Raw genomic sequence first — 13,177 nt, forward strand, 5'->3', positions numbered from 1 at the left:
AAATTATACCTAATTTAATTGGATTGCGTCAAATTTAAAAACAAAGCATTTGAATTAATTGCAATGAAATAATATTGTAAAAGCTTTAAGTTACTATTGTTCTTGCAATATTACATTAAATTTTATTTTACGAATATTTGTTTGTATTTGCGAGAGCTAAATTAACAGAACGAAAGGGGAATTTATAATATGAAAAAGAGATTTACAGATGTACAAGTTTATACTTACTGCAAGGAAAGATGGGCTTTTTATGAAAAGCTTGATGGTGGATATTATCCATCAAAGCACGATTCTGTTGTTTTGGAAGAGGCAGCTAAAAAGTTTAATATAACGTCATATAAGGCAGAACAAATATACAGTAGAGTATCAGCAGCAAAAACTAACAAGGAATGTAAAAACCTTAATAAAGAACAAATGGATCAATTACTTGAATGTATTGTAAGAAATAATAAAGAAACACCTTGGGGACAAGGATTGGCTTAAAATAAAGAGCTGTTTAAGAATATATTTATGGGAGAATACATTCTCCCTTCAGCTAAAAATTATTAAGAAAGATTTAGAGGAGGATTTTATTATTATGAAAAAGAAATCGCATGTAATTACATTTGAAGAGTATGAGGAAATGCAAAAAAGAAGGTTGTTAACGTTTGAGGAATACTGTGACATCATGAAATCTAAGTATAAGGACAAGTTAGAAGCAATTGATGGTGAATTAATGATGGCAGGTTCGTTTAGTAGGGGACAACTATTATATGACATTCTAGAAAGCTCTAGGTTAGAAAATGAATTAAAGTATTATGTGTTCCTAAATTGGTGGGACAGCATAGATTCATGCCATGAGAAATTTGGAGACAACGTTAAAAAATGGTTAGATGCAGCAAAAGTTAAGCTTAGCTTTAATGACTTAACTGTAGATGAAGATGGATATGTGAAAGTTTATAGAGGTACTAATGAATTTTCTCGTTCTTGGATGGGAATGAGTTGGACTACAGATAAGTATATAGCCTTAAAGTTTGCTGAAGGAGCTAGAGTAAGAATGCCAGTGCAATCTCCTGCAATATTAGTTGGAAGAGTTCATGTAGATGCGATTTTAGGTGTAATTAATAGCAGAAATGAAAGCGAAATTATATGTTATTATACCGAATCAGACAAGGTGTTATATCCTGATTCTGAAGAGTATCAAGAAATTGAAGTTGGACTTGAAGAACATATGGAACAAATACAAAAAGAAACAGATAGGCAAATTGCAGAAATGGTTGAAAAGATGAAGATTAAGAAAGAAGTACCACAATGTAAAAAGCCAACACCAGAGCAAAAAGCTAAAATAGACGAAGCAAAAGTAGCTTTTAATAAAGAGCTTGAATTAATAAAACAAGGTAAAACCGACTTAACAAGAATGGAAGAATTGAGAAAAAAACATAGAAATCTGATTGCTGAATACTGTATGACAGATGAACAAAAAGCCAATGGAGAGATACCATTTTAGTGAACATATAGGACAAGGGATTATTCCTTTGTCCAAACCATAGGCAAGGATCAATTGAACAAATAGTTAAATGAAAGGGGAATTTAATAATGAAACCACAAGAGATTAAATTAAACAGACAATTTTTGGCATTGCAAAAAGAAATTGAGGACTTTTGGTTCACAGATGGAAATGACAACATAAGTGAATTTTCAGATAAGGTAGCTAGGGAAAAATATTTTGAAATACAAGATATAGCAGCTTCAATTGAAAAGTTGTGCAAAAGTGAAGAATTTACTGTGAAGAAATGTAATGAACTTTCAAATCGTTTTAAAGATACAGTAATTAATTTTCAGGAGTATTTATATAATCCTGAAACTAAAGAAGGGTTTAAAAAGGATTTATTTGAAGGTGTTGCAGAGAAAAGTAAGAAAATAATAGATGAAATTAAGAAGGTACAGGCTTTAGCTTACTATAATAATATGCAAAAATTAGCAAATCAGATTGATTGTAGAACTTGGCAAACGGTAGGACGTATAACTTATATATTAAATACTGTTGTAGATGAAGTTATGAATCCATATAAAGTTGCTATAAATGAAGAAATAAATAAAGTAGAAAAGATTTTAAAAAATAAACATGATGAAATTGAATCTGCAAAAAATATAGAAGAAATCAGTAAAACCCAAACTAAAAAAATATTTGATTACAAAGAAATGGATAAGTTAATCAAATTGAATGGTTTTGAACCAATAAGACAAACAGGAGACCATAAGATTTACAGTAATGTAAATGGTAAGAGTATACCAGTTCCACAGCATGTACTAGGAAAGGGCTTAAGTGTAAAAATCCAAAAGCAAATATTATTGACTAATTAATGAAAGGTGATAGGTGATATATATGATTAGTAAAGAAAAACAAAGTTTAGCAAGAAGCTTAGGTATGAGTGAAAAAACATTTAGAGAATGGCGAAAGTTTTCACATAATATATTAGAGTTCCAAAAAAATATAGGAGATGAATTAGCTAATAAATTTAATAGGTCAGTAGATTCAATAGAAAAAAATAAAAAAATAATGTTGAGTTATAAAGAATTAGGAAAGGTGGTAACATTACCACTTGATAAACAAATAGAAATAGCAAAAAAATTTATTGAAAATCCACAAAATATGAGAGAGTTGTGGAAAGAGTATTTTCCGATAAAAACAAAAATAACAATAGAAGTAAATGAAATAACAAATAAACTTATAGAAAAACAAGCGAAAGAAAAAGGATTATCTAAAAGTGATTATTCAAGTCAATTAGTAATGCTCATGACAAGAGTTATAGATCAAGAAGAATAGTGGTAATGTTACCACTAAAAAATAATTCAGTTAATTCCGCAACGTTGTGTAATCTAAAATAGCTAACGTTTGCGAATTTGAAAATAGTTGTTGACGGCTTATTTGAAAAAGACAACGTTGTCTAATTTGAATTCTTCATAATGATGAGTGACTTAATAAAATTGATTTTTTATTCAGTTTAAGTACATAGGGGCTACCGCCCCAACTTTTGTGAGAAATAAAAAAGAATAAGTCAAATAACCTATTCTAAATATATTTAAAGTTTTAATTATTATTAGTTTAATGAACACTTCGTGAAACTCCGTTTCACTACGTAGCGAATGTGAGTGTTCAAGAAAATTTTAACAAGATAATAGTAACACAATATTAAAATTACATCAAATAAAATTTATATCAATGGAGGTTGATAGTGTATGTTAAAAAGTTATAAAATTTTAAAAGTTAAAAATGATAAAATTAAGAGCGAAAATATAGAAAATGAAGAAGGCAAAAAGCTTAAACAGTATAAAATCAATACAAAAGATTGGAAAAATGGTGAATATGAAAGTAATTTAATAAGAATTAATGAAAGTTTTAACGCTGAAACAGTAAGAATATTAAGTAAAAAAGACTATGAAAAAGATATGATACTTGATGAATTATTATTAGTAGAATTTGAAAGTAAAATAGAAGCCAAAAGAAAATGTAAAAACGGAATCTACTTGAATAATGAATATTACGTATTTTTCAATAGTAGTCCAAGCTGGATTAAACAACAATGTATTATGTTTATCAAAGAAGAAGGCAATATAAAAACTGGTACTGAAATGCTAATATCTTTAAAAAAATATAAAGATTCATTGGAAAATGATGTTAAGTTGTCTAAGGAAGATGCTAGATATAGTTTAGGATGGACAGGAGCAAAGAGAATTGACTCTAAACCTAGATTTATTGTAGTTGATAATCCTAAAAACATTATTACAGAGGAATGTTACTATACAGAAGAAAAAGAAACAAGCAGAGTGTATACAAATAAAGTATTAACAAAAATAAATTATGAAAAAGAAGTACATAAAGGTAAACAAACCATTGAAAATGATTTATTTGATGGTTGTGGGGTATGTAGCTTTAAATATGCTACAGAAATAACAAATAAACTTGAGTTAGAATCAACACCTTGTTGGTATGGTATAAGAATGTATGGAATGTCAATCAAGGGCGTTGTAAGTAAATTCAATATATATAAATGGTTTAAAGATAATAATATAACTCACATAAAAGATATTTGGGGTAATATGCAGCCAGTAGAAGGTGTAGATTTAATTATAAACGGTTCTATGGCTAAATGGCATGACAAATTTAATTCTATGGAAGAGTATTTGAAAAAAGTTAAAGAATTTGAAGAACATAAAAAAATATCTAAGGTTTGGAAACAAATTGATGGACTTTGGATAGTAAAACATGAAGAAAAGTTAAATACATATACCAGAGCCAATTATCAACTACTTGGAAATTTAGCTTTAAATAAAAAAGATATATTAACTTTGTCAGAACAAACAAAGCAGCACTACATGGATATTTATAAAAATGATTGGGAAAAAACAATGATATGGCTAGGAAATGTAAATAATGAAGATGTATTAGATGAAGAAAATGAAGATACATTAGAAGAATCTTTAACTTCTAAATTAAGTACAATATTAGCAACTCAACCTAAAATGATAGATGATGAATATGTTAAAGAAAGTCTTAGAAGAATGTTACAAAAGAAAATTGAACAAATAGGATATGGAAAAGTATATATAAAAGGAAATTTCAGAACAGCAATTCAAGATCCTATTATGTTTATGCAGTACATAAGCAATATATATACTGAAGAAATAGAAAATGAAGATAAGAAGGTAACTGTAATGACAGATGAAGCAGGTTGCCTTGAAAAGTATGAAATATCTTTAGATGATGCAGAGGACGGAGAAGTAAGAACAATATGTAGACATCCTTTAAATTGTTTCTTAGAAATTAAGAATGTGACCTGTAGAAAAAATAAATTATATAATAAATGGTTAGATCATATGAAAAATTGCATTATATTTAATGGAAAAGATTGTTTAGTTAATATTTGTTCAGGAGAAGATTTTGATTTAGATATGAATTTTGTAATTGATGAACAAATCATTAGAGATAGTGTAGTAGAAGGACTACCAATAATTAATGTTGATGATGGCAAAAGAAAACCTACAGAGGGACTATTTACGACTAAAAATAGAGCAATTACTATCACAAACAGTTTTGGAAACTTAATTGGAAAATTATCCAACTATGGTGCTACAAATTCAGCTTTTGGTAATGCAAGTAATGTTGAAGCTACTAGAGAAAAAATTAAAGAGAATATGATGGAACAATTAAATAATTTGGTTAAATTAACACATTATCAGATGGAAGCAATTGATGCTCCAAAGCTAAGTTATGTACCCACTATTCCTAAAGATTTAAAAGTGAGAGTTAAGCCATATTATATGAAATATATAGCCAAACATAAAGGCTATGAATTGCATGAAAAGAAACAGGTTAAAATGCCTTGTGCTTTAAATCAATTATGTTGGGATATGGAACATTTCTATAACTCAATCAAATGGGATTTTGGAGATACTGAAGTAAATAGAAATATAGCTAATGAATATATAATTGATTACAAAGAAATGTTAGCTACTGAAAATGAAAAAGATTTACTTGAAAAAGTTGAAAATATTTTAAAAGAATACTACAAACAGGAACAAAAAATTAATTTATGGGCAAAGAAATCTAAAGAAGAAATTATGAAAGATGGAACTATAGAGGCTAAATCTTCTCAACTTAAAGCTATTACAGAAAATAAAAAATTAGGACTAAAAATTAAACAAGAAGAAACAAGAAAAAGTTTAAATGAATTAAATATTAAAGACACAGTATTAGCAAGTATAATAGCTTATTTAGTTTATGTTAAAAAACCAAATAGAAGTAAAAATCCACTTTGGTTGTATTCTTTTGAGGGATTAGTTAAAAATCTTCAAAAAACCAACAATGGATATACATATAGCTTTATAAGAGATAAAAAAGGACATATTGAATATTTAGCAGATGCATATTCAAAAATAGCATCTGAAAATACATATATAACATCAGAACATCTATCAAAAATATCGGAAAAAGAAACAAGCAAAAAAGGTAGAATTATTGATTTTGCTACTCGTATAGGTAAATTTACTAATATGACAGGAGAAGAAGTTGCTAAGGAAATAGTGACTAAAGAATATCTACTAAAAGTTATAGAAGAAAATAAAACAAAAGTAGTTGGATTAATAGATGATGATGGAGTTATTATAGGTTCTATCTTTTGGGATAAAGGGCAAATTGATGAATTTACTCATATATCAAGTTGGGAAGGATATAAAGTTAGGGTTGATGTAACAAAAGTAAATGATAAGAGTTTAGGAATAGTTATTAATAGTATATAACACTACGGGGACTTCCTGTCCCCTACGCAGTGATTAATTAAGAATGAAAGGTGTGAAAGATTAATATGGAAAATAAAGAATATTATAATATAAGAAAAAAATATTTAGCTGAAGGAATGGCATTTCTAGGTTATAAATATTTTAAAGAAGGTTATGGAAAAGATACAATTTATAAATTCAAGAATACAAAAGAATTTAATACAGCCCTAACTGGCTTAATGGAATTGAAAAAACGAGTAGGACAATTTTTAGAGTAAGAAATAAACCGAGTGAAAGTGAGGAATACCGAGTATGGAAGTTACCAATTTACATAAAGGACAAATATTTAAAAGTTTAAAAGAATTATGCGAACTATTAAATATAGAATATAAAGATAGTACAAACAGTAGAAATAAAATAATTAAAGAACTAGAATGTTATTTTAAATTTCACAAAGATGGTAGAAAAATAGTTATAGATGAAATCTATGATACACCAAAAGAAAAAGTTGACAATAGAGGTAAATCAGAAGGATCAAGAGGAAACAATACAGAAGGAATTTATGGAAAATATATAGATAAATTATTAATAAACTATTTTAAATATTGTTTAGAGAATGAAAATTATGTATTATGGGAAACTGTGAATATGTTGGCAGAAAGGGTTGGAATGATCAATAGTAATTTTAGAATAGTCAACTCAAATAAATATGAATTTAAACAACTTATTAATAAAGAAAATAATATTAAAATGACTAATACACCTTTTTATAATGTATTTACAAAAATAAATGAATTAAAAAGAAAACCTATAATTTCCTCTTTAGATAGATTGCAAAAAAATGATTTAATTACATATGAAATGAGTTACATTATATATTATAAACATGAAAATAGATTACCTAAAATTGGAGAAGATGAAATTATAAAAGAATGTATAGATAAAGCTAAAGAAAAGTTTAAAATTAAATCTACTAAAGAAATAATGAATAATGAAAAATTAAAAAACGAATATTATGAATATGTAAATAAATTAGTTACAGAACAAATTGAAGAATGTGATGGAATTTATTCAGGATTTAAAATAATATTAGATGAACGAATATTAGATTTAAAAGTAAATAATATTAGAAAACAGAAAGAAGAATTTAACAAAATTATAATTAAAAAAATTAAAGAAAAAATGGCTAAAAATAAAAAAAAGATTGATGAAGAATATGGAGATTATTTTGGTACACCTAATCCATTTTGGAAAAAATATATTAAAGAAATTTTAGATGTAAATTATCTAGCATATACTGAAGTTGTAATAGATTATATATGTAATTTGAATAAAAAAAATATAACATATGAAATTGAAAATATAAAAAGACAAATGCAACAAAATATTAAAGATGCTCAAGAATTATTAAATAGTGGATTATATGAAGATGCTTGGGAAGAATAAATATAAACCGACCAATTTTAAAACACCTATATATAAATATATATATAATTAATAATATATAGGCGTTTTAAAAACGGTCGGTTTATAAAGAAAAAAATAATATAACCGCCCTTTGGGTTTGCCCTAGTGGCTTACCTTTTGGGCGAGGTCTTAATATATTTAGGGATAGTAGGAACGCTAGTGACGTACTAACCCTAAATATATTAAGAGTTGGTTAGCAAAAGGTAAAAGAACGCAATTAGATAAAGAAATATATAATAATTAATATATCTTTTCGTAATTTAATAATATGTAAGGGCAAGTTTCCTAGAGCTACTACGCAACAAGTTGCTAGTATCTCTACGTCAATGTTCCACACCCTTACGTTGTGAATAAATGAGATACTTTAACAAAACATTAAAATAGTATTAATATGATAGGATTTATGATTTTTAATCTTATTTATTCAATTTTTAGTTTTTAAAATTTTATAACACATTTAGAGTAGGATTTGATTGTTCTACTCTTTTTTATTACTCAAAATAAATTATAAATTGAAAGGTGATGGATAATTAATGGAAAACTTAGAAAACAACAAATTATATCAGGCAATCGTGGAATTAAATACTAAAGGAAGTATTCAGGATCAGTGTAAAAAAGCATATGAAGATTATAAGAAGTATAGAGATTTGGTAGCAGATTATAAAGATATACTTAAGACATATAAAAACAAAAATATGGAATTATTATTGTATAAGTATCAAGTTAGATTAGATGCTGTATTAGAAGAATTTGTATATCTTAATACTAGAATTATAAAGACTTTAAATATAATAGAATCATATGTGGATTTTAACTTGTTTATGGAGAAATTTGAGTTAAATGAAGATGAAGTTGATGAGCAGTATACGTATTATGACAATCTGCTAATGAGCAGTAATTATATAGGCTTTGTGTGCCGAAAAGGTCTAATACAAAATGAAAAAATTGTAAATGAGATGATTGAGGATTAGCCGATTGGTTAGTCCTTTTTTAATATAAAAAAATATATAAATGAAAGGTGATTGATGATATGAAAAAACAACAGAAACAAGAATTGAAAGAAAGTTTAAAGGCGATTGAAGAGGTACTTAACAGACATGAACAGTATGAGATTGATAACGGAGACTATTATGATTATGCTTTATTGCTACATAAGGATACGATACTATTTGACATAAGTGTAGAAGATGAAGATTTGCAAAGTTATGAAATAGAAATAACTGATGTAAATAAATCAGATGTTAAATCAATTTGTAAGCTACTAATAAATTACATTTATGAAAATGAAATTAATCCTAGACAGTCTTATGTGAAAAATGCTAATAATTTTAGAAAGAGAAAAATCAAGAGCCTTTGCTTATGGAGTGAAAGATTCGATGAAACTAAAGTAGAAAAAATCAATAAAGAATTAATTGAACATTATCAAAAAGTTAAAGAATATGAAAATAAGATAAGTAAATATAAGAATTACATATCTGATATTTACTCTGTATTATGGATACTTTGTAAGAATTGGAAAGCAGAAGATATTAAGGATTATTGTATAGAAAGATTTAAACATTTTAATGTACAAGATGTTGAAGTTTTTATAGAAGATAATAGGGTTACAGCAATTTATATCGGTAATTCTAGAAGGTATAAACTTAGTGATGATATAGATAGTTTTAGTAAAAATGATGATGTGTTCAGAGAATTATTTAGTAAAGTAAAAACAATACAAGAACTTGAAGAAGCTGCATGTTAAATTTAACATTCAGCTTTTTTTATTATACAAAAAAATATAAATAAAAAAATTATGAAGGGTGGAATTTTTATGTTAACAAAGCAAGGTAAAATAAATGTTATGGGAGTATATGGAATTAAGACGATGCAAGGGGTTGTGAAATATATAGGCTCAGCTTTAGAAGTCAATGATGCTTACAGTAGGCACAGAACCAATTTAATTAATGGAGATTACTATGAAACTAATAAGCATGAGTTACAGGCGCTTTTTAATCAAGAGGATTTAATATTTTATGTTATTAAAGAATGTAAAAGAGATGATCTTGATAAAGAAGAAACTAAATATATAAAACTATATTATAAGACTATAGTTAATAGAGATAAAAAGGGTAAGAGAAGAAAAAATAAGAGTACACCAGAAGAAACACTGAAAAGAAGACAATCTAATTTAGGAGAAAATAATCCTCATAATACTTGTCTAACTGAAAAAGATGCTTCAGAAATTTTGTGGCTAAAGAAAAATACAAAAATTAAGCAAAAGGATATTGCTCAAGAATATGAATGTAGTCCTAATTTAGTTTCTAGGATTGGAAATGATAGATGGAAAAGTATAGAATCAATAAAACCTACTTGGTTACTAGAAAAGCTTGGAATAGAAAAAGAAGTTGATTGTACTGCAATACTTTCAACCTCTGGTACACCTGCAAGTGTACATATGTAAATTTAGATATTATTAATTATAACATATTAAGAGGAAAAATATACATATAAAAAAGTTAAGGGTAGTAATGAAATGTTGCTACCCTATTTTAAGGCATCATATAGGAAAGGTGGTAATGGCAATGTTATTATTTTTATTAGGTATAAGTTTTTTATTGAATTTATGCTTAACTGTTTTGATATTTAAAGATTGCAAAAAAATTGATAATAATGTAGAAAAAATTGAAGAAAGGTGTGGTGAATAATATGATAACTAAGTCGTTAAATAAAATTGCATATATTACATATAAAACAGGATCAATGGGAGATATAATAGAAGATAATAAAGGAATGTATTTGTTTCAAATATTAGATACAGAAGAAATAAATATAGCAGTAGATGAATATAATAAAGCAGTTAGTTTACAATGCAAATTAGATGTAGATATGATTGAATACAACAGAATAATACACATGTATAAGAATAAAGTAAAGGAATTCAAAGTTAAAAAAGCTCAAGATATAATTTTCAATGATAAAGAGTTCAAATTGGAATGGAAGAAAAAAGAAGAACGTCTAAATAGAATAGATAAAATTTGCGACAAAATTATAAATAATTTGGAAAATTAGAAGGATTTTGGGTATTGGTAGAGAATGTTTATCTTATGAAGGGAGCTGGGAATATGGATATAAAAGAAAGGCAGAATTTAAGAAATCTTTGTTTGAAAGAAGAATATGAATATTACTTTAATTCTTATGGATATAATGGACATCATATAGAACTAAATTTGGCTGATGAAAGAGAAAAAGAAACATATTTGGCATTGTTATATCTTGAAGATAAAAAACTAATTAATATTAAAAAAGGTAATGTTCAAGGGGAATCTACTATTACAATTACATCTTTAGGAATAGATGAAGTGGAAAAATTAATTTTGGAAAATGAAGTTAATAAAAAATAATATTTAAAAGCATTGTAGAGATACAGTGCTTTTGTTTTGCTTAAATATTGGAGGATAATTTTATTATTTATTACAGAATATAATAAAGAAAATAGTTATAAATATTAGTATATTTTATGAAACAACTGAAAGGATGTGAGATAGGAAATGTTGAACGAAAAACAGATACAATGTATAGAACAAATAGCGTTAGGAGAGTTGACAAAAGAGGAAATAGCAAAGGAAATAGGGATTACTTCAAGAACTATCTATAACTGGCAAAATAACGAAGAATTTAGAGTTGAACTTCGCCAACGTTCACATGTTATACAAACTGCAATGGAAGCCGAGGGTAAAGCCAGAATGGTTGCAAAAGGTCAAATTGCTATAGAAAATATTTTTAAACTTGCAAATAACGCCAAACAAGAGAAAGTCAAGTTAGATGCTAATATATTCATATATGAGGCAATTTTCGGTAAGGCAACGACTAGATTGCAAGACATTACAGCAGATGAAAATAAGAAGGACAAGAAGGTTACAACAGAGCAACTACTTGATGAATTTAAGAAGTTCAGTGTGATTAAAAACGATGAACTTGAAAAAGCTGAATAAAAAATTTAGTAGGCATGTATATTAAGTAACATTTTTAAATAGTAATTATTAAGTAATATTATATATTGATACATATATGTATTGTTTTTAGATCATAAGCTTTGTATTAATATAAGTTATTTGATTACTAGATTAGAATTATTATTATGTCTTGAGTTTTTAAGAGATAACTTATATATAATTCCTTAAAATAGCATGAATTATGGTGTTTTTATAATTAGACTCATCACATAATAGTAGTTATGTCTTGACTTTGAAATAGCATAGTAGTACAATTACAGTATAGAAAATATTGTAAGGAAGTGCTATTATGAATTATTTAAAAATGTTTGAAGAATATTTACATAATGAAGATAAGAGCAAAAATACAATTGATGGTTACATGAGAGATTTAACCGACTTCTATAACTGGTATATTGATAAAAATAATTGTAAACTAACTGATATCATCGGCTTGGATACACAGGAATATAAAAAGGTTCTTGAAAAGCAATATAAGGCTACTACAATTAATAGAAAGGTAGCAACATTAAATAAGTTCTTAGGATGGATGAAGAATAATAACTATATAACTAAGGATATTAAGTTAAAACAAATAAAGAATAATGATGGTGTTAAGTTCAAAGGACTTGAAGAAAAGACACTATGGCAGCTTAGAAAAGAAATTCATAGAATGGGAAATTTACTTCATATATGTATAATCGAAATATTAATGAATACAGGTATAAGAGTAAGTGAGTTGTGCAGTATCCAATTGCAAGATATAGAAATAACAGAGCGTAAAGGTGTTCTTAAGGTTACTGGTAAAGGTAATAAGCAAAGGGAAATACCTCTTAACAAAGATGTAAGAGAAGCAATTAGTAATTATTTAGAAGTTAGAAAAGCTAAAAATGATGATTATTATTTATTGCAGGGGCAACGTGGAGCTATGACAAGAAAAGCAATAGATATTATATTAAAAAATTATGGCAGTAGATTAAATATAGATGTATCAGCTCATATGCTAAGGCATACATTAGCATACAAATTAGTTACTAATTCAAATGTTAGTATTACAACGGTTCAATCAATATTAGGTCATGAAAAGCTTGAAACTACAATGATATATACTCAAACATTGAATAAGGATAAAGAAAATGCACTAGAAAATATAGAATGGTAAAGATAACTTTTAATAGGTTATCTTTTTTTTATTTGGCAGGATAGTAATGAATAATAACCTTGTTAAGGTTATAGTTACCCTATCGTTTGCCTAATGACTACTTATATGGAATGGAATTAATAGTCAATGGCTGTGACGAAAGGAACAGGTCTTTAGACTTTATCATTTACTATTAATGTAATGGAATATACAATCTACAAGGCAAATGATAAGTAAATATATATATAGAAGCGGGACAAAGAAAAAATAAACAATTCAATTATTATTAATAGTAGCAGGAGCAGGGTAAATTAAAAAGGTTATATATTAAATAGAA

At 26.6% G+C, this 13,177-nt stretch carries 15 protein-coding genes; all 15 read left to right on the forward strand.

Features of this window, described 5'->3' with window-relative positions; all coding sequences use genetic code 11:
- Positions 1–189: 189 nt before the first annotated feature.
- The 15 genes from HBE96_RS17270 (at position 190) to HBE96_RS17335 (ending at position 12,861) form a co-directional block, all read left to right on the forward strand.
- Positions 190–483: a hypothetical protein gene (locus tag HBE96_RS17270; RefSeq protein WP_169298956.1), complete on the forward strand. Its 294-nt coding sequence runs from the start codon at positions 190–192 to the stop codon at positions 481–483.
- 94 nt (positions 484–577) lie between these two features.
- Positions 578–1,486: a hypothetical protein gene (locus tag HBE96_RS17275; protein WP_169298957.1), complete on the forward strand. Its 909-nt coding sequence runs from the start codon at positions 578–580 to the stop codon at positions 1,484–1,486.
- Positions 1,487–1,575: 89 nt separating this feature from the next.
- Positions 1,576–2,343 carry a type II toxin-antitoxin system HicA family toxin gene (locus HBE96_RS17280; RefSeq protein ID WP_169298958.1) on the forward strand — a complete coding sequence of 256 codons (768 nt, stop codon included), beginning with the start codon at positions 1,576–1,578 and terminating at the stop codon, positions 2,341–2,343.
- 22 nt (positions 2,344–2,365) lie between these two features.
- A complete protein-coding gene (locus HBE96_RS17285; RefSeq protein WP_169298959.1) occupies positions 2,366–2,806 on the forward strand; it encodes a hypothetical protein in 441 nt (146 codons plus the stop codon).
- Positions 2,807–3,219: 413 nt separating this feature from the next.
- Positions 3,220–6,279 (forward strand): RNA dependent RNA polymerase, encoded by a 3,060-nt coding sequence (locus tag HBE96_RS17290; RefSeq protein ID WP_169298960.1) that lies wholly within the window; start codon positions 3,220–3,222, stop codon positions 6,277–6,279.
- A 65-nt stretch (positions 6,280–6,344) separates the two neighbouring features.
- Positions 6,345–6,536 (forward strand): hypothetical protein, encoded by a 192-nt coding sequence (locus tag HBE96_RS17295; protein WP_169298961.1) that lies wholly within the window; start codon positions 6,345–6,347, stop codon positions 6,534–6,536.
- 34 nt (positions 6,537–6,570) lie between these two features.
- Positions 6,571–7,704 carry a hypothetical protein gene (locus HBE96_RS17300; protein ID WP_169298962.1) on the forward strand — a complete coding sequence of 378 codons (1,134 nt, stop codon included), beginning with the start codon at positions 6,571–6,573 and terminating at the stop codon, positions 7,702–7,704.
- A gap of 554 nt (positions 7,705–8,258) precedes the next feature.
- Positions 8,259–8,696 (forward strand): hypothetical protein, encoded by a 438-nt coding sequence (locus HBE96_RS17305; protein WP_169298963.1) that lies wholly within the window; start codon positions 8,259–8,261, stop codon positions 8,694–8,696.
- 59 nt (positions 8,697–8,755) lie between these two features.
- Complete coding sequence (locus HBE96_RS17310; protein ID WP_169298964.1) at positions 8,756–9,469, forward strand: hypothetical protein; 714 nt, start codon at positions 8,756–8,758, stop codon at positions 9,467–9,469.
- 69 nt (positions 9,470–9,538) lie between these two features.
- A complete protein-coding gene (locus HBE96_RS17315; RefSeq protein ID WP_169298965.1) occupies positions 9,539–10,168 on the forward strand; it encodes a GIY-YIG nuclease family protein in 630 nt (209 codons plus the stop codon).
- A 121-nt stretch (positions 10,169–10,289) separates the two neighbouring features.
- Positions 10,290–10,412, forward strand: a complete 123-nt coding sequence (locus tag HBE96_RS26765; RefSeq protein WP_281064360.1) for a hypothetical protein — start codon at positions 10,290–10,292, stop codon at positions 10,410–10,412.
- Between the two features lies 1 nt (position 10,413).
- Entirely contained in the window at positions 10,414–10,776 is a 363-nt protein-coding gene (locus HBE96_RS17320) for a hypothetical protein (RefSeq protein ID WP_169298966.1), read from the forward strand.
- 53 nt (positions 10,777–10,829) lie between these two features.
- The gene (locus HBE96_RS17325; RefSeq protein WP_169298967.1) at positions 10,830–11,108 is read left to right on the forward strand and encodes a hypothetical protein; all 279 of its coding nucleotides are present in this window, start codon (positions 10,830–10,832) and stop codon (positions 11,106–11,108) included.
- A gap of 147 nt (positions 11,109–11,255) precedes the next feature.
- A complete protein-coding gene (locus HBE96_RS17330) occupies positions 11,256–11,699 on the forward strand; it encodes a phBC6A51 family helix-turn-helix protein (RefSeq protein ID WP_169298968.1) in 444 nt (147 codons plus the stop codon).
- A 310-nt stretch (positions 11,700–12,009) separates the two neighbouring features.
- A complete protein-coding gene (locus HBE96_RS17335; RefSeq protein ID WP_169298969.1) occupies positions 12,010–12,861 on the forward strand; it encodes a tyrosine-type recombinase/integrase in 852 nt (283 codons plus the stop codon).
- Positions 12,862–13,177: the final 316 nt, after the last annotated feature.

Origin of the sequence: Clostridium muellerianum, from assembly GCF_012926525.1 — a bacterium.
Lineage (GTDB): Bacteria > Bacillota > Clostridia > Clostridiales > Clostridiaceae > Clostridium_AM > Clostridium_AM muellerianum.